Origin of the sequence: uncultured Microbulbifer sp., from assembly GCF_947504145.1 — a bacterium.
Taxonomy (GTDB): domain Bacteria; phylum Pseudomonadota; class Gammaproteobacteria; order Pseudomonadales; family Cellvibrionaceae; genus Microbulbifer.
The window spans coordinates 409789-427351 of record NZ_CANNGQ010000001.1 but is presented as its reverse complement, the minus strand read 5'-3'; the positions used below and the strand labels follow the sequence as shown (position 1 = coordinate 427351).

Here is a 17563-nt window from a genome sequence, read left to right as displayed (position 1 = left end):
TCGAGAATCTATTCGCGTTCCCGGCTGCGGCAGAATGCTACCAGCCCGAGGCAGGCATTTCACCTACAATCTAGTCTTGAGAATCACGTGGTCCCGAGTGGTTAAATACGCCAAAACCAATCCCCCGACCAGCCGCCGAACGCCTCAAGATTGGTCATAAATTCACCCAAAAACTGGTATAGTCCCGTCTGAACTGCCCAAAGCACCTGATACTTTTATAAAGAAGAGCGCACCCGTTGATCACCAAGTCGAAAGTCATCTTGCGGCACATTGCTAACGGTCTACAAGTGCGCCTGCAAAATATGCGCCCCGCTCACGTTCCAATCGCGCTCAAGCTGGCACTGGTGATGACATTACTACTGGTGCTGGGTATGACGAGCCTCGGGCTGGTGATCAGTGACAACCAGAACCGCCTGATTCGGTCACAGCTACACGACTTCGGCAACACCATGGCGCGACAACTGGCGAAGCTGGCCAGTGAACCCATCCTGTCAGAAAACAGCCTGAACCTGAGCATGCTCACTGCCAACCTGGGCCAGGATGAAAAAATCCTCGGTGCCGGTATCTACGCACACAATGGCGATTTGCTGTCGTCGGTGGGCGTTCAACCTGCTACCACAAAAGTCCCTTCCGCGGCTGATGAGATCATTGCGCAGCCCTGGTTTTACAACACCCCTGAAAACCAACAAGAGCGATTGATCAGCTTTATCGCCCCGGCTTCCTACCAAGGCGTACACGTCGGATCGGTGGTCGTGACTCTGTCCGCATCGCAAATGGATCAGGCTGCAGTCAGTGCCCGCGAAACGATTATCTACGCCACTCTCGCGATGACTTTACTGGCCTCCCTGTTGGCCTACTGGCTGAGCCGTCGCCTGTCTCTGCCCATCCACCACCTGATGGAAGCCACCGAAGCCATTGGCCGCGGCGATTTGGCAACCCGCATTGATCAGCGGCGCAATGATGAGATCGGCTACCTGTTTGAAGGTTTTAACAACATGGCGGCCGGCCTGTTGAAAAAGTCCCAAGTCGAGCAGGTCTTTTCCCGCTATGTGTCCAAAAACGTCGCCGACAAGGTGCTCGCCAACCTGGATGAAGTCCGCCTGGTTGACAGGCCCATTGAAGCGACCGTGCTGTTTGCCGATATCACCGGCTTTACCGCCATGTCGGAGGACCTGCAGCCGAGCCAGGTTTCAGAACTGTTAAACGAATATTTCACCTACATTTCCCGTGCCTGCTCGTTGTATGGCGGCGTGGTGGATAAATTTATCGGCGACTGTGCGATGCTGGTGTTCGGCGTGCTGGACGACGACAGCGACCACGCCTTCAGTGCCGTCAGCTGCGCTATATTGATTCAACAACTGGCGGCGCAACTCAACGAGCAACGCAGTGCAGACGGACGCCCCGAAGTACATTTTCGCATCGGTATCAACTGCGGCGCCATGCTGGCCGGCAACCTGGGTTCAGAAGAGCGGATGGAATACACCGTCGTCGGGGATGCCGTGAACCTCGCTTCGCGCTTGTGTAGTGAAGCGGAGCCAAAACAGATCATCATTCGCAAACAACTGTTTACCATGCTGGAGCCGCGCATCACCGCCAAAGCCGAACAGCTTCTGCCCATCCGCGGAAAATCGAAACCGGTACAGATTTACTCTGTACAGAGTATCCATCACGACGCGCTGCCTCAGTTGCAAGCCAACCTGCAAAACGTGCTGGACAGCCGGACTTCACCGCAGAGCGAGCGAGCAATAGACCATGCGTAATGGCCGGTTAACGCTTGCCTGTTTTGTATTGATACCCGCACTGCAGACCCTGCCCTCCTGCAGCGTACTTCCGTCTCAAGAAGCACTCCACGGCTTTCCCCCCGGCACAGCTCAACGGGTGCGCCAACAATCCATCGAATTGAACGACCTCCGGGGGCTGGAAGCACCGACGCCTGCCCAGCAGAAATCCATCCAGCAACTGGATACCCGGGTGCAAGAATTCGAACGTGAAGTAATAAACACCGCGAGCGGTCTCGAGCAGCAGGACGACTGGCACGGCGCGCAGCAAGTGTTGAGCAGCGCCGCCCGCATACTGCCGGAAAGCCGTGCTTTACTGACCGCGCAAACACAATTGGAAACGCGGCGGCAGTTGCGGGAAGAACGGGTGCGTATGGATCTGGAGATCCATCGGGGCGAACAATTGCTGAAAGACGTCGAGGCTTACCAGCGGCTGCACAAGCTGAAAGGCCCCGGCCTGATGAACTGGCTGGAATTAAAGAACTTCAATCGAAAACGCCGCGCGTCCGCCAAAGATTTGCAGGAACATGCGCAGGCAGCACTGGGGCGACGGGAATACGCACTGGCACAGCGCGGCCTCGAAGTGGCCAGAGGTCTTTACGGTGACGACCTGCAGCCAGACAGTGGCGAACTCGAAAAAATAGAATCGGACCTGGCGCTGACCAGGCAAAAGCTCAGCCCGCCAAAACGTCGCCCGGCCAGGGTTTCCCCGGTAAAAGATAACAAGGTCGCCATTCTAAAACTGCAAGAAGCATTGAGTGCCGGCGAGCTTATCGAGGCGCAGAAATACCTTCAGGAACTTCAGCAGCGATCGCCAGCCCCTTCACAGCTCCGCCCCCTGCAAATACAGTATCAGGCGCAGCTGGACGCTCGAGTCAACGGCGCGATTCAGCAAGGTGGTGAGCTCTATAGCCAGGGAAAAATCGAACAGGCTCTGGACGTATGGCGCGAAGCAAGAAACCTCGCGCCGGAGAATGTTGAACTGCAATCCAACATTGCCCGGGCGGAAAAACTGCTGGAAAACTTGAGGGCGCTATCCGCGCCCTTCGGTGCTGAGCGCTAGTCGCCACTCACACCTGCAACGCTCTACTTACTCCCACTCAATCGTCGCTGGTGGCTTGCTGGAAACGTCATAGGCTACCCGCGAGATATGCTCAATCTCATTGATGATGCGATTGGACACCTTCTCGATCAGTTCGTAAGGCAGGTGTGCCCAGCGCGCAGTCATGAAATCCACGGTTTCCACTGCACGCAGCGCAACCACATATTCATAGCGGCGGCCGTCGCCCACTACGCCGACCGACTTGACTGGCAAGAACACCACAAATGCCTGGCTGGTTTTGTGGTACCAGTCTGCGTTGTGTAATTCCTCGATAAAGATCGCGTCCGCTTCGCGCAGGATATCCGCGTACTCTTTTTTCACTTCGCCAAGAATACGCACACCCAGACCCGGTCCCGGGAACGGGTGGCGATAGACCATGTCGTACGGCAGGCCCAGCTCCAGGCCGATCTTGCGCACTTCATCTTTAAACAGTTCGCGCAGCGGTTCCACAAGCTCCAGCGCCATATCATCCGGCAGGCCGCCAACATTGTGGTGAGACTTGATCACGTGCGCTTTGCCGGTTTTCGCGGCGGCGGACTCGATCACATCCGGGTAGATGGTGCCCTGGGCGAGGAACTTGACGTCTTGCAGCTCCGCCGCTTCCTTGTCAAAAATTTCGATAAAGGTGTTACCGATGATTTTGCGCTTGGCTTCCGGTTCATCCTCACCGGCGAGGCGGGAGAGGAATAATTCTTCCGCATCAGAGCGGATGACCTTGACACCCATATTGTCAGCGAACATCTGCATCACCTGATCGCCTTCGTTCTTGCGCAACAGGCCGTTGTCCACGAATACACAGGTGAGCTGATTGCCAATGGCCTTGTGCAGCAGCGCGGCAACCACGGAGCTGTCAACACCCCCGGACAGGCCCAGCAGCACCTTGGAGCTGCCCACTTGTGCACGCACTTTGGCAATGGAGTCTTCGATGATGTTTGCCGGAGTCCACAACTTTTCGCAGCCGCACAGCTGCATCACGAAGTGCTCGTAAATACGGTTGCCCTGCAGGGTGTGGGTCACTTCCGGGTGGAATTGCACACCGAAGAAATTCTTCTCCGCGTTGTACATACCGGCAATCGGGCAGGAGGGTGTGGAGGCCATCAGCTCGAAACCCTCCGGCATCTTCACGACTTTATCACCGTGACTCATCCATACGTCCAGCAGCGCGCCGCCGTCGTCGGCAAGGTGATCCTTGATGTCGTGCAGCAGCGCAGACTCTCCTTCCACCTTTACCTGCGCATAGCCGAACTCGCGAACTTCGCTGCCTTCCACAGCGCCCCCAAGCTGGTGCGCCATGGTTTGCATGCCGTAGCAGATACCCAGTACCGGTACACCCAGCTCGAACACCGCCTGCGGCGCGCGCGGGGAACCGGCTTCCGGCACCGATTCCGGGCCACCGGCGAGAATCACGCCCTGGGGGTTGTACGCGCGGATCTCCTCGTCGCTCATATCGAAAGCGCGGATCTCGGAGAACACACCCAGCTCGCGCACACGGCGGGCGATCAACTGAGTGTACTGGGAACCGAAGTCGAGGATCAGGATTCGGCTGGAATGGATATCTTGGCTCATGGCTTACTCGTAACGGTTTTATAAACGGCAAACGGACCCTGAGAGGTCCGTTTGCGGTTCACTTGAAAGTGCACTTCTAATTTTTTACGGGACACGAAGGCGTTTACAGGAATTAACGACCACCCACCGGGTAGTTCGGCGCTTCCTTGGTAATCTGCACATCGTGCACGTGGGACTCGCCCATACCGGCAGCGGTAACCCGCACGAACTGCGGCCGGGTACGCATGGTGTCCATATCGACACTACCCGTGTAACCCATGGCAGAACACAGGCCGCCCATCATCTGGTGAACGATGGCGGAAATCGGGCCTTTATACGGCACGCGGCCTTCGATGCCTTCCGGTACCAGTTTCTCGGCGCCTTTGCTCGCGTCCTGGAAATAGCGGTCGGAAGAACCCTGAGTGCGCGACATAGCACCGAGGGAGCCCATGCCGCGATAGGACTTGTAGGTACGGCCCTGATACAGCTCGACCTCACCCGGCGCCTCTTCGGTACCGGCGAGCATGGAGCCCATCATGACCGAATAGGCACCGGCCACAACGGCCTTGGAAATATCGCCAGAGAAACGGATGCCGCCATCCGCGATCAGCGGAACGCCAGTGCCTTCCAACGCCTTGGCCACTTCTGCAATAGCAGAAATCTGCGGTACGCCGATACCGGTCACAATACGGGTAGTACAGATGGAACCGGGGCCAATACCGACTTTCACGGCGTCGGCGCCGGCTTCCATCAACGCAATGGCGGCTTCGCCAGTGGCGATATTGCCGCCGATCACATCCACCTGCGGATGCATTTCCTTGATCCGGCGTACGCGGTCCAGCACATTCTTGCTGTGGCCGTGGGCAGTATCCACCACCAGCACATCGACGCCCGCTTCCACCAGTGCCGCTACACGGTCGTCGGTATCCGGGCTGGTGCCAACAGAGGCGCCGACACGCAAGCGGCCGTCACTGTCTTTACAGGAATTAGGGTACTGCTCGGCTTTGTTGTAGTCCTTGACAGTGATCAGGCCTTTCAGCTCGAACTTGTCATTGACCACCAGCACCTTCTCAATACGATGCTTGTGCAGCAGCTCGCGCACCAGCTCCGGCGCGGCGCCTTCTTCACAGGTCACCAGACGCTCTTTGGTCGTCATGATCTTGGCAACAGGAATATCCAGATTGGTCTGGAAACGCACGTCACGGCTGGTAACGATGCCCACCAGGTCACCCTTCTCCATCACCGGCACGCCGGAAATGTTGTGGTGACTGGTGAGTGCGATCAGCTCGCGAACACTGGCGTCAGACTCGATAGTAATCGGGTCCTGTACAACACCAGCTTCAAATTTCTTCACAGCACGCACCGCGAGCGCCTGCTCTTCGATACTCATGCTCTTGTGAATAATGCCGATACCGCCTTCCTGGGCCAACGCAATGGCCAGGCGCGACTCGGTCACGGTATCCATCGCAGCGGACACCAGCGGGATATTCAGTGTGATGTTGCGAGACAGTTTTGTCTTCAGGGAAACGTCTTTCGCTGTAACCTCGGAATAACCGGGCACAAGTAGGACGTCGTCGAAAGTGAGGGCTTCGCGTGCAATACGCAGAGATTCAGACATGGACACTCAAACCTCTAGGGAGCGGGGTTGGGTATCGGCGCGATTATAGCCGCAACAATCCCCGAAACAAAACCCTATTTCGCCCGGATTGGCAAATCTCTTTACCTGAGCGGGCATCCTTGCAATATTGACCGCTTGATTTGAAGTACAAGAGCCCGAAATGCCAAATACTCCGCCCGGCGCAGCCAACCCCCTGCCCACCGACGGCCGCCCTGTAATGTCTGTCAGTGAGCTGAACCGGGAGGTCAAGCACCTGCTGGAGAGTAGCGTCCCCCTGCTCTGGATTGGTGGAGAGATCTCCAATTTCGCGGCGCCCAGTTCCGGCCACTGGTATTTCACCCTCAAGGATGCGCGCGCTCAGGTGCGCTGCGCCATGTTCCGCGGGCGCAACCGCACAGTGCGCTTCCAGCCGGGCAACGGCCGCGAAGTCCTGGCACGGGCCCGGGTCAGCCTGTACGAGGGGCGCGGAGAATTCCAGCTGATTATCGAGCACCTGGAAGAAGCCGGGTTCGGCGCCCTGATGCGCCAACTGGAGATGCTCAAGGCCAAGCTGCAAAGTGAGGGGCTTTTCGATCAGGAGCGCAAAAAGCCCCTTCCCTATCTGCCGGCCACCATCGGTATTGTCACCTCCCCCACCGGCGCCGCGGTACGGGACATGATCCAGGTACTCGGACGCCGCTACCCAGCGGCAAAAATTGAGTTGATTCCGGTGGCAGTTCAGGGCCAGGGCGCCGCGCAACAGATTGCCGATGCGATTCACCTCGCCGGCCGCCTGCAGCGTCACGATCTGCTGATCGTCGGCCGCGGCGGCGGCTCGCTAGAGGACCTCTGGTCATTTAACGAGGAGATCGTCGCCCGCGCGCTGGCCGCATGCCCGATTCCCACCATCTCCGCTGTGGGCCATGAAACCGACACCACTATTGCCGATCTGGTAGCCGATGTACGCGCGCCCACCCCCTCTGCCGCAGCAGAGATCGCCAGCGCCAACGCCGCCGCTCTCAATGAAGAGATTGAGAGTGCACGTTGGCGCTTGAGCCGGGCTATGGACTTACAATTGCGTCATCAACGGCAGCAAGTCCAGCTGGTCAGCAATCGTATCCGCCACCCCCGGGAGCAACTGCAGAATCGCGCCCAGCGCCTGGACCATCTGGAATTGCGGTTGCAGTCCGCGGTGCGCAATCACACACAAAACAATGCACAACGACTGACACAACTTGAACGCGCCCTGGCGCAGGTACACCCTCGCCACCGGCTTGAGCAGGGGAACACTCAACTAAGCCACGAGACCCGGCGCCTGCACAAATCCGTACAGACACTACTCCGGCACAAGCGGGAACAGGTGAGCCATGTTGGCCAGCTGCTCCATAGCGTTAGCCCTCTGGCAGTACTGGATCGCGGTTACGCGATTGTCCAGGATGACAGGAAGCAGATTATACGGCGCGCCCAGGATGTAAAACCCGGACAAAAAATCCACGCTCGACTGAATGAAGGGGAAATTACTGCCGTCGTTGAGTAGCTCCCGCATATTTCTCCCCTTGCAACCGAATTTTCCCCCGCGACCTTAGGATTACCCAATCGTATTATTCGAATGCGCGGAGTAATCCATGGTCGCAACCTTTGCACAAAAATGTCTGCCGGCTTTTGTCATCACCATCTGTGCATTGCTGTTCGGGTGTGACACCAGACAAGATCCCAAGCGGGATGGCTCCGCAAAAGCGCCCCATGAATTCCTTACCGAGCGGGACACACGCTTTGAAAACTACACGGAATCTGGCGATTTAAAGGCACTAAAAAAACGCGGCGTAATTCGTTTCGTCACACTCGCCGCTACAGAAGACGACATTCTTCCCCGCGCGACCATCGTCGGCCAGCTTCATAATGAACTGGCAACTGACCTCGCCAAAACACTCAAACTTACCCCTCACTGGTTAGCCGCTGCGTCACCCGAGCAGGCTCTGGAAATGATTCAAAGTGGCCGCGCTGACATCTTCACCGGCAATCTCGCCCGCACCGAAGAGCGCGCCAAAAACTTTGACCTGTCCGAAACCATCAGCAAATCCCACCAGATCCTGATTACCGGTCGCAATGGTCCCGATATCGACAACCCCAACGCACTCGGAGACATCACAATCGCGGTTATGGAAGGCAGCACTTATGTGCCCACTGCCAAGGAGCTCCATAGAAAAAACCCCGGTACAAAAATTGAAATGCGCGCACTAACCAAACACGACTCTGTCGATTACTTGATCGACAGAATCAACCAGCGAAAGAATGTTGCCGCTGTTATCGACAGCAACATCATGGAGGGTGTCAAACACTACCGCGACGATTTCAAGATCGGCGCCCGAGTAAGTGAAGATGAGAATATTGTCTGGGCTATGCGCAAGAACTCAAAGGAATTGAAACAGCGCGTCAACAACTACCTCACTCGAAAAATGGTGAATGCGCCCACCGACAGGAAATCCGATTGGAGATCCATTAAGAAATCGAAGGTCATCCGCTTTCTCACCTACAACGGGCCGACCAGCTATTACATGTGGAAAGGCACCTTGATGGGCTTCGACTACGACCTCGCCAAAGCCTTTGCCGAGAAGCACGGTCTGGAGCTGGAACTGATCGTAGTCCCTTACGACCAGGAGTTGATCGAGTGGCTGAAACAGGGCCGCGGTGATTTTGCGGGCGCTTCAACAACCATTACCGATAAACGCAGGGCCGAAGGGGTTGACTTCAGTACGCCTTATATCGCGATGGCGGAGCAGATTCTGGGTCACAGCGGCAAGCCCGAGATAAAAACGATTCAAGACCTGAACGGGCGCACACTCACCCTGCGCGCCTTCTCCATTTTTGAGGACATTGCGAAAAATCTGCAGAAAAATGGCATCAAGGTAAAAGTAAAACTGGCGGACCCAGAAGTAAGCTACGAGCAGATTATCAATATGGTGGCAGAGGGAGAAGCAGATGCCACCATTGTTGACGTGAGCGCAGCTGAAATTAGTGCCGCGCTAAGAAAAGAGCTAATTGTTGGTCCAGTGGTCAGCGATCCACTACCTCAAGGGTGGATGGTAACCAAAGGCAACGACAGCCTATTGAAAAAGATCAACACCTTCATTCAGGATTTCAAGAAATCTGAACAATATACCAAGAAGGTCGATTTTTACTTCAAGCCCAATGAATCTGCCCGCAACAAGCTGCAGGCAAGATTGAAACCAGGGGAAGACCTCTCGCCGTACGACAAGCTGGCCAAGCACTCTGCCCGCGAGCACAAATTCGACTGGCGCCTGATCGTGGCCCAAATGTGGCAGGAAAGTAGCTTCAACCCGAAAGCAGAATCACCTGTCGGCGCGCAAGGTCTGCTTCAGGTCATGCCCCGCACCGCGGAAGAAGTCGGCTACCCGCCACCATTGTTTGAACCCAAGCGCGGCATTGAAGCCGGCGTAAAATACCTGAACTGGATCCGTAAACGACTTGACCCGGGCATCAGCCTGGAGAACAAGCTCTGGTTTTCGCTCGCCGCCTACAACGCCGGTATCGGCCACCTGTACGATGCCCAGCGGCTTGCAGAAGAGCTGGGGCTGGATCGCGACACCTGGTTCGACAATGTGGAAGTGGCCATGATCAAACTCTCCGAGCCACGCTACTTCAACAAGGCACGCTATGGCTACGTGCGCGGCGCTGAGCCAGCTCAATATGTACGCAACATCAGCAATCTGTATCGCGCCTATACAGACATCACCCCTGGAGAGGTGGCTCTGCGCCTCCGCTACCTACCCGAGTTTACCCGATCACTTATTGCGATAGAGCCGTTTTGTATAGATAGCCGGTGGCCGCGAACCTGTCGGCCCCTGATGCCCCGGGTGTCTGGAAGCCGCCTCAGCAATGACCTCGATAAAACGATCATGGAAACAACACCGTGGTAGGTCAGTTGAGTAGCGGCTAGCAGCATCAGAATAGCGAGTACGGAGGTCGTCAGACGTGATGATGGCAAAAATTACCGTAACCAGTACAGCTACAGCGAGCATGATGCGCTACGCACTCTTTCTCTGCGTGTTTGTCCTTGCCAGTGTTATTACTGCTTGTGACCACAAGAATTCATCCTCAACCATGCAAAACCCTGGTGGAGTTGAACAAAAAAATGACGAAAACGGAAATCCCCGCAATACAGAACCATTGGCAACCCGACCCAATGAGACAGGTTCAAAAGATGACGCGGAAATCGAAAATTATATAGAGGCGGGAGACCTGGAATCGATCAAGAAACGCGGATTTATCCGTTTTGTCAGCATGACCGGTGACAACCAGCCCATTCTGCCTCGCGAAGCCATTGTCAATCAAACCCACCGGCAAATGGCTGAGGCCTTTGCCAAAAGGATAGGGCTCCCCTCTCGATGGTTTATCGCGCAAACTCCGGAAGACGCCCTCAGAATGGTGAATGAAGGCGAAGCAGACATCGTCGCAGACAACATCAGCATCACTTCAGAGCGCCAGGAAGTTGTCGAATTCAGCATCCCGATTTTACAGACTTCTGATGTTTTGGTGTCCGGAAAAAATGGGCCAGACATCAGCCGCCTGGAGAACCTGGTCGGTACAGAGTTCATTGTTCTCGCAGGCAGCACATACGCTGAACAGGCCCATGCAATCGCCTCGAAGTATCCGGATGCCAACCTGTCGGTTCGGGAAGTTTATCTGACCACCGAGCGTGACACGTTGTTTGACATGATATCGGAAGTGGACAATGCGGTTACCATACTGCACAAAAATCTGGCAGAAGAGACGCTAGAATACCGCGACGACTTGAAACTCGGCGTAGCCATCGGCCCCACTGAAAACATCGCCTGGGCGACCCGCAAGGACTCTGTCCGACTAAAAAATCGCATCAACAACTTTCTTACTCGAACACTGGTAACTGCAGTTCCAGAACGCACCTCGCACTGGTATGCCATTAAAAAATCCGGGGTGCTTCGCTTTGCAACCTACAACGGCCCCACAAGTTATTATTTATGGAAAGGTGTATTGCGCGGCTTTGATTACGATATGGCCAAGGCATTCGCAGACAAGCACAAACTGCAACTACAAATCGTTGTGGTACCCAGCGAGGAAAACCTTGTGGACTGGGTAGTGGAGGGCCGCGCCGATATCGCGGGAGCCTCGACCACCATCACCCAAGAGCGCATCAAACAGGGCGTCACTTTCAGCACACCATTCATAGAAACCACCGAGAAAATCATTAGCAATCGCAATCTCCCAGCAATTGAAACACTTGCCGACCTGAATGGACGAACGATTACACTACGCGCCTATTCATCGTTTATTAAAACCGCTCGTACATTACGCGAGCACGGCGTTGATGTGCGAATCGAGATCGCTCCAGTAGAGATGTCGTTTGAAGAGGTGCTTAACAAGGTTGCCGAGGGCGAGTTCGAGGCAACGATTGAGGACGGCTATATAGCCGACATTCAAGCGGCGCTGCGCCCAGACCTGGTGATCGGCCTGCAGGTCAGTGAAGGGCGGCCGCAAGGATGGATGATCAAGCAGGGAAATAAGGACCTGTTGCGAAAAGTGGATCGCTTCCTGAAAAAATTCAGTAAGAGCGAAGAATTCGAAAGCCTCCTTGCAGCCTATTTCAAACCCGACAAGCACCTGGTACAAAAAATTTCCGCACGGATAATACCCGGTGAGGCACTTTCGCCCTACGACGAGATCATTCAGTCAACCGCCCTTCAACATAACTTCGATTGGCGTTTGATTGTCGCGCAGATGTGGCAGGAAAGTAACTTCAATCCCAAGGCAGTATCCCCTGTTGGGGCCCAGGGACTGCTACAGGTCATGCCGCGCACAGGTGAAGATATGGGTTACCCTCCGCCCCTATTTGACCCTGAAAAAAACGTCAAAGCGGGCATCAAGTATATGGAATGGGTTCGAAATCGTTTCAAAGATCCCCTGCCGGTCAGCGAACAGCTGTGGTTTACGCTTGCGTCCTACAATGCAGGAATTGGCCACCTGTACGATGCACAGCGTCTTGCCGAAGAACTCGGTCTCGACCCCAACAAGTGGTTCGATAATGTTGAAGTCGCGATACTCAAACTTTCTGAACCACGCTACTTCCAAAAGGCGCGGTATGGTTATGTCCGCGGCTCAGAGCCCGTAGCCTACGTACGCAAGATCAGTAACCTGTACCAGGCATATACTAATGTCGCTACCGGTGACTTTGCCACGAGCGCTCTGACACCATCAAGAAAGACGCAAGCCGCGATCATGGCCTCAATACAATCTTGCCAATATGTTTATTGGACTCCATCAACCGGTGTGCATCCGCCACGTCTTCAAGCGGAAATGTGGCCGCAACCAAGGGTCGGATCTTGCCCTCAGCCAGTAAGGGCCAAATTTTCGTTTCCAGGTCACTGGCTATGGCCGCCTTCACCTCCGCTGATTCCGGCCGCAGGGTAGACCCCGTCAATACCAAACGCTTAAGCATCACTGGCAGCATGTTTATCTGGACTTTCGCTCCAGCCAAAAAGGCGATATTGACGATACGTCCATCGCGGGCGGCGAGCTGAATATTGCGGTCGACATAATCTCCGCCCACCATATCCAGAATTACATCAGCACCGTGCCCCCCGGTCGCCTCCCGAATGACATTGACAAAATCTTCGCGGTGGTAGTTGACGGCCCGCTCGGCACCGAGCTGTTCACATGCGTGACACTTTTCCTCGGAGCCTGCGGTAACAAACACCCGCGCGCCCAACGACCGTGCGATCTGAATCGCCGCGGTACCAATACCCGAGGAGCCACCATGTACCAGTAGAATTTCTCCGCCCTTTAGATTCGCGCGACGAACCAGGTTACTCCACACGGTAAAAAACGTTTCGGGGATGGCCGCTGCTTCCAGCTCACTGACGCTTTCGGGTACGGGCAAACACTGGCCCTCCGGCGCCAGCGCGTACTCCGCGTATCCACCGCCATTCGTCAGTGCACACACGCTATCGCCAACGGTGTAGCGCTCGACGCCCGGGCCTACGGCAGCAATTTTTCCCGCCACTTCCAGCCCGAGCACCGGGGAGGCGCCGGGCGGAGGTGGGTAGAAGCCCGCTCGCTGCACAATATCCGGCCGATTGACACCCGCCGCCGCAACCTGGATTAACACTTCACCGGCCCCCGGTGCCGGCACATTGCCTTCGGCAAGCACCATGCTTTCCGGGCCACCGTGTTCTGGTACATCGATATAGCGCATTCACTAGCTCCTGTTTCTCAGCAATCACTTTAGCGAATTCCCAGGATAAAAAAAGCCCGGCGCAGGGCCGGGCGAATGATAAGACTGGAGGAGTTGAGGAAGGTCAGATTTCGTAGTTAAGCTCGATACCGACAATGCGACCGCGGTTGAGCGGCGTGAAGGTGGAGTTCGGACCCAGTGGTACCGGACCGAGCATACCCGGCAACTGGGTGTCATTACCCTCGCTGACTTCATCCAGCATATTCTTGCCGAACAGTGCCAAGCGGTAGTTGGCGGAATCCGGAGTAAAGCCGATACTGAAGTCCACCATTTCCACTTCGCTCAGCATACCGAGGTTGTTATCGGTGTAGGCCGACGCATCGCGATGGTTGTAGTTGATACGGGAAGTCAACGCACCCCAGCTGCCCAGCTGCAGGTCGTGCACCATGCCGATGCCATAAGTCCAGGGGGCGAGGCGGGGGATTTCGAGCGCGTAGTCGGCGCTGTCAACCACGCCGTCGGTACCACTAATATCTAGCCAGATATCATCGTACTCGCCGTCGACATAACCCAGATTCATGGTCATCAACAGCGAATCCGTCAATCCAGCCATCATTTCAAACTCGGCACCGCGAATGGTGGCATCCGCCGTATTGCGGATTAACTGAGTTACACCGGCAGTGGCGCTGGGTAGATTCAGCTCACGCTGCATATCGTCGATGGTGTTGTGGAACAGTGCGACATTGGTTTTCACCCGGCCGCCCAACCACTGGCTCTTGGCACCGATCTCAAAGCTATTCTGCTCTTCCTGATCGGTAGGGCCAGGGAGGTACGGCAGCCCTGAAGCAGGATCGACACCAGTATTTCGCATATTGTAGCCACCGCTGCGGAAACCCTTGGTCCATACCGCGTAGGCCTGGGCGGAGTCGCTCATCACCCACTGCATACCCACTTTCGGGGTAAACGCGCTCCACTCTTCACTATCGCTGAAGTCATAGGCAGTACAACCTTGCCTATCGCAATCATTAAGTCCCGGGAGAGGGATAATCGAAGCGATATCCACAGACTTCTCTTCGATGGAGTAGCGTCCACCCAGCGTCAGTACCCAGGACTCATTCAAGTCGATATCCGCCTGAGTAAAGACGCCCTTGGCCGTGTGATCCTGTACACCACCACCCGTCATTACCAGTGCGCCGCCCAGCAGGTTTCGCTCTTCGATATATTTCAGATCCTGGGTAAACCAGTAAACACCACTGGTCACAGAGGTATTGCCAAAGCGGCCGGAGTAACGCAGTTCGTTACTCAGCTGATCTTGGTCAATCAGGCTGTAGGAATGGAAAAGATGTACCGGCAGGGAGTCGATATCGCCTTCGCCCACGGTCTCGTAATCCCGCCACGCAAGAATATTGGTGATGGTGCCATTACCGAAGGAGACATCGTGGTTGTACTCGGCAATGGCCTGAGTCCAGTCGGTTTCCGCCCAGCCTTCCTCGTCAATCGCCACCTCAAAGGAGTCTTCACTATTGTCCCAATTGGTAACACCGGCGGACTCAGCGATCGCCTGAGAGAAGTCTCCTCGGTTTTGCCCAATAGGACCATCCGCATCAACATGCCCAGACTCAAGCCGCACGATCAGATCCGCGGACTCGCCAATATCCACGGTAAAGCTCGGACGCACAAACCACGTGGTGGAGGCCCCAAGGTTATCGTTGCCGTTAGCCTTGTTTTCAAACCAGCCTTGATCATCGCTGTAATAAGCGGTCAGGCGGCCGTTGACAGTCTCGCTGATCTGGCCAGACACGGTGCCCGCCAGGTTGGTTTCCTGTTGTGCGGTGGTTGAGAAGCGCACCTTGCTAACAAATTCTTCGGTAGGCTTGGCGGTTTTAACCACCACGGCACCACCGGTTACGTTGCGACCGAACAGCAACCCCTGAGGACCGCGCAGCACTTCGATCCCTTCCAGGTCGAACAGGTCCAGAATCACACCCGCGTTGATACCCATGTACATACCATCGACAAAAACACCGACAGTGGGATCAATAGATGGGATGGAGCTGTTTACACCGAGGCCACGCACGGTGAAGTTGGCGGTACTTTTAATGGTGCCGGCATCGTCCATTTGCACGTTGGGCATTTTGAATGCGAGGCTTTCCAGATCGCGGGTCTGCAGTGCTTCCAGCTGATCACCGGAGTAGGCCGTGGCCGCCACTGGAACATCCTGCAGGCGTTCTGCGTCGCCGCGTTTGCGCGCAACAACTTCTACTTCTTCGAGCAGTGTATTGATGGAATTCTCTGCCGCGTGTGCAGCGCCGACACCACAGGCCATGGACATGGCCGCGAAAGAGCAGGCCGAAGCCAGAACCAGGTTCTTACTTCTAGCACTGGCCGTTTTCAGGGTGAGTGATTGTGAATTGAAAGCGTTAGATTGGCTTCCCATGTTTTCTCTCCATTGCACCGAGTTATTTTTATGTAATTTCCAGCAACAGAACCACCGCGATCGGTACCACTTGCCGCCGCCACATCAGGCGACCCGATCAGCAACCGCGCTGTTTTCTGCCGACCTTTCTCCGAAGCCGGCAGAGGAAAGACTACTAGAGGTTTTTCCGTTACAAAAGCTTATTTTATTGAGGAATTCATTCTATTTATTCCCGCGTCCCTAAAACATGAATACAAGAATAATACAGAAAAAATGACCCCATCGTCACACTTTTAAACCGTGAGGATTCGTTTCCAAATTTCTCCAAATTACTACCGGGGTAGCAGGAACAGGAGCAATTGATCCCTTACGTAACACTTGCTAAGCCGTACCAAATTAAGTGGACGAATATCAGCTATCTGCCCTGCCTATAACCGTGATACGAGCTGTTGACAGTACCGAGTGTGTGCCGGGTTATATCCACACACCATAACCTCGCCGGTAATGCTCAAAAGGACTTCCATGCCGGCCCTGACAGGTCATGGCCCGGCCAGAAACGTCAGGTATCACTGCCTGAAGCGAATACTCCCCGGTACTCCCAGTGGCCTCCATTACCCCAGTGGTAGTGGCACAGTTCACACGGCAAGTTCACCCTGTTTGTCAGACAAGTTGAATAATTACGGGGGTAAACCGCAGGTGAACAACGAGTACACGCTGGAAGAACAACAGTTTAGAAGTCAGGTTCGGCAGTTTTTGCAAGACAAACTACCTGAGGACATTCGCCGCAAGAGCCTTCTGGGCATGCACCTGGAAAAGGACGACTGTGTCCGCTGGCAAAAAATTCTGTATCAACAGGGATGGGCCGCAGTGAACTGGCCGGAACAACACGGTGGCACCGGTTGGACCGCAACCCAGAAAAACATTTTCGAAACCGAGTGCGCCCTGGCGGGCGCCCCCGAAGTCGTTCCCTTCGGTTTGAAAATGGTGGCACCAGTCATTTTCACCTTTGGTAACGAGGATCAAAAGCAGCGATTTTTACCCGACATCCTTACCAGCAATGTTTGGTGGTGCCAGGGCTACTCCGAACCCAATGCCGGCTCGGACCTCGCCTCCCTGAAAACCACCGCCCACCGGGATGGCGAGCACTATGTGGTAAACGGGACCAAAACCTGGACCACGCTGGCACAGTATGCGGATTGGATTTTCTGCCTGGTGCGCACCGGTGGCCCTCAGGAAAAAAACCAGACCGCGATCAGCTTTCTGTTGATTGACATGCATAGCCCCGGCATCAGCCTCTCCCCTATTCTCACCGTTGACGGCTACCGGGAAGTCAACGAAGTGCACTTCGACAATGTCCAGGTACCGGTGGAAAACCGCATCGGCGAAGAGGGCAAAGGGTGGACCTATGCCAAGGTACTGCTCACCCACGAGCGTACCAATATCGCCCGTGTCGCCCATTCCCGCTGCCAGCTGCAGCGCGCCCGGGAACTGGCCAGCGATACCGTAGACGGACATCAAACCCTGATGGAAAACCCTGCTTTTGCGCAGAAGTTTGCCGAGATCGAAATTGAATTGCTCGCCCTTGAATACACGGAGCTACGCACCCTGGACGCCATTCGCACCGGCCAGGCACCGGGGCCCGAGTCTTCCATCCTGAAGATCAAGGGCACCGAGCTGGCCCAGAGTATCGACGAGTTGCACATGGAAATCGCGGCCTGCGGCGGCCTGCCCTATGTGCCCTGGCAACTGGAACAAGACTTTGATGGCGAGCGGATCGGCACTGATAGCGCGGTCAACAGCTGGCTGCGCTATTTCAATAACCGCAAATCGTCCATTTACGGCGGCAGCAACGAAATCCAGAAAAATATTATTTGTAAGGCCGTCTTGGGCCTGTAAC

General features: G+C 55.4%; 9 protein-coding genes and 1 pseudogene. 6 read left to right on the top strand and 4 right to left on the bottom strand.

Annotated features, from left to right (window positions below):
- Nucleotides 1-236: 236 nt before the first annotated feature.
- Together Q1A74_RS01935 and Q1A74_RS01930 are read left to right on the top strand one after the other, a co-directional pair.
- Nucleotides 237-1760 (top strand): adenylate/guanylate cyclase domain-containing protein, encoded by a 1524-nt coding sequence (locus tag Q1A74_RS01935; protein ID WP_299591889.1) that lies wholly within the window; start codon nt 237-239, stop codon nt 1758-1760.
- Entirely contained in the window at nt 1753-2841 is a 1089-nt protein-coding gene (locus tag Q1A74_RS01930; RefSeq protein WP_299591887.1) for a hypothetical protein, read from the top strand. Before Q1A74_RS01935 ends, Q1A74_RS01930 begins: the two co-directional genes overlap by 8 nt.
- A gap of 27 nt (nt 2842-2868) precedes the next feature.
- Here the strand turns inward: Q1A74_RS01930 and guaA are convergent, their stop codons facing one another.
- Together guaA and guaB are read right to left on the bottom strand one after the other, a co-directional pair.
- Nucleotides 2869-4446 carry a glutamine-hydrolyzing GMP synthase gene (guaA, locus tag Q1A74_RS01925; RefSeq protein ID WP_299591885.1) on the bottom strand — a complete coding sequence of 526 codons (1578 nt, stop codon included), beginning with the start codon at nt 4444-4446 and terminating at the stop codon, nt 2869-2871.
- 112 nt (nt 4447-4558) lie between these two features.
- A complete protein-coding gene (guaB, locus tag Q1A74_RS01920) occupies nt 4559-6043 on the bottom strand; it encodes an IMP dehydrogenase (protein ID WP_299591883.1) in 1485 nt (494 codons plus the stop codon).
- Between the two features lie 160 nt (nt 6044-6203).
- Here guaB and xseA point away from each other — a divergent pair, with 160 nt between their 5' ends.
- The 3 genes and pseudogenes from xseA to Q1A74_RS01905 form a co-directional block, all read left to right on the top strand.
- Nucleotides 6204-7559, top strand: a complete 1356-nt coding sequence (gene xseA / locus Q1A74_RS01915) for an exodeoxyribonuclease VII large subunit (protein WP_299591881.1) — start codon at nt 6204-6206, stop codon at nt 7557-7559.
- Nucleotides 7560-7647: 88 nt separating this feature from the next.
- Nucleotides 7648-9960 carry a transporter substrate-binding domain-containing protein gene (locus Q1A74_RS01910; protein WP_299591879.1) on the top strand — a complete coding sequence of 771 codons (2313 nt, stop codon included), beginning with the start codon at nt 7648-7650 and terminating at the stop codon, nt 9958-9960.
- A 58-nt stretch (nt 9961-10018) separates the two neighbouring features.
- Nucleotides 10019-12055: pseudogene (locus Q1A74_RS01905) on the top strand (transporter substrate-binding domain-containing protein); the annotation flags it as partial.
- 238 nt (nt 12056-12293) lie between these two features.
- Here Q1A74_RS01905 and Q1A74_RS01900 read toward each other — a convergent pair.
- Both Q1A74_RS01900 and Q1A74_RS01895 read right to left on the bottom strand, forming a co-directional pair.
- Nucleotides 12294-13271, bottom strand: a complete 978-nt coding sequence (locus Q1A74_RS01900; RefSeq protein ID WP_299591877.1) for an NAD(P)H-quinone oxidoreductase — start codon at nt 13269-13271, stop codon at nt 12294-12296.
- 103 nt (nt 13272-13374) lie between these two features.
- Nucleotides 13375-15687 carry a TonB-dependent receptor gene (locus Q1A74_RS01895; protein WP_299591875.1) on the bottom strand — a complete coding sequence of 771 codons (2313 nt, stop codon included), beginning with the start codon at nt 15685-15687 and terminating at the stop codon, nt 13375-13377.
- A 675-nt stretch (nt 15688-16362) separates the two neighbouring features.
- Here Q1A74_RS01895 and Q1A74_RS01890 point away from each other — a divergent pair.
- Nucleotides 16363-17562 (top strand): acyl-CoA dehydrogenase family protein, encoded by a 1200-nt coding sequence (locus tag Q1A74_RS01890; RefSeq protein ID WP_299591873.1) that lies wholly within the window; start codon nt 16363-16365, stop codon nt 17560-17562.
- Nucleotide 17563: the final 1 nt, after the last annotated feature.

Coding starts and splice junctions, on each gene's coding strand:
- Q1A74_RS01930 (WP_299591887.1), top strand. CDS start 1,753: ATGCGTAATGGCCGGTTAACGCTTGCCTGTTTTGTATTGATACCCGCA.
- guaA (WP_299591885.1), bottom strand. CDS start 4,446: ATGAGCCAAGATATCCATTCCAGCCGAATCCTGATCCTCGACTTCGGT.
- guaB (WP_299591883.1), bottom strand. CDS start 6,043: ATGTCTGAATCTCTGCGTATTGCACGCGAAGCCCTCACTTTCGACGAC.
- xseA (WP_299591881.1), top strand. CDS start 6,204: ATGCCAAATACTCCGCCCGGCGCAGCCAACCCCCTGCCCACCGACGGC.
- Q1A74_RS01910 (WP_299591879.1), top strand. CDS start 7,648: ATGGTCGCAACCTTTGCACAAAAATGTCTGCCGGCTTTTGTCATCACC.
- Q1A74_RS01900 (WP_299591877.1), bottom strand. CDS start 13,271: ATGCGCTATATCGATGTACCAGAACACGGTGGCCCGGAAAGCATGGTG.
- Q1A74_RS01895 (WP_299591875.1), bottom strand. CDS start 15,687: ATGGGAAGCCAATCTAACGCTTTCAATTCACAATCACTCACCCTGAAA.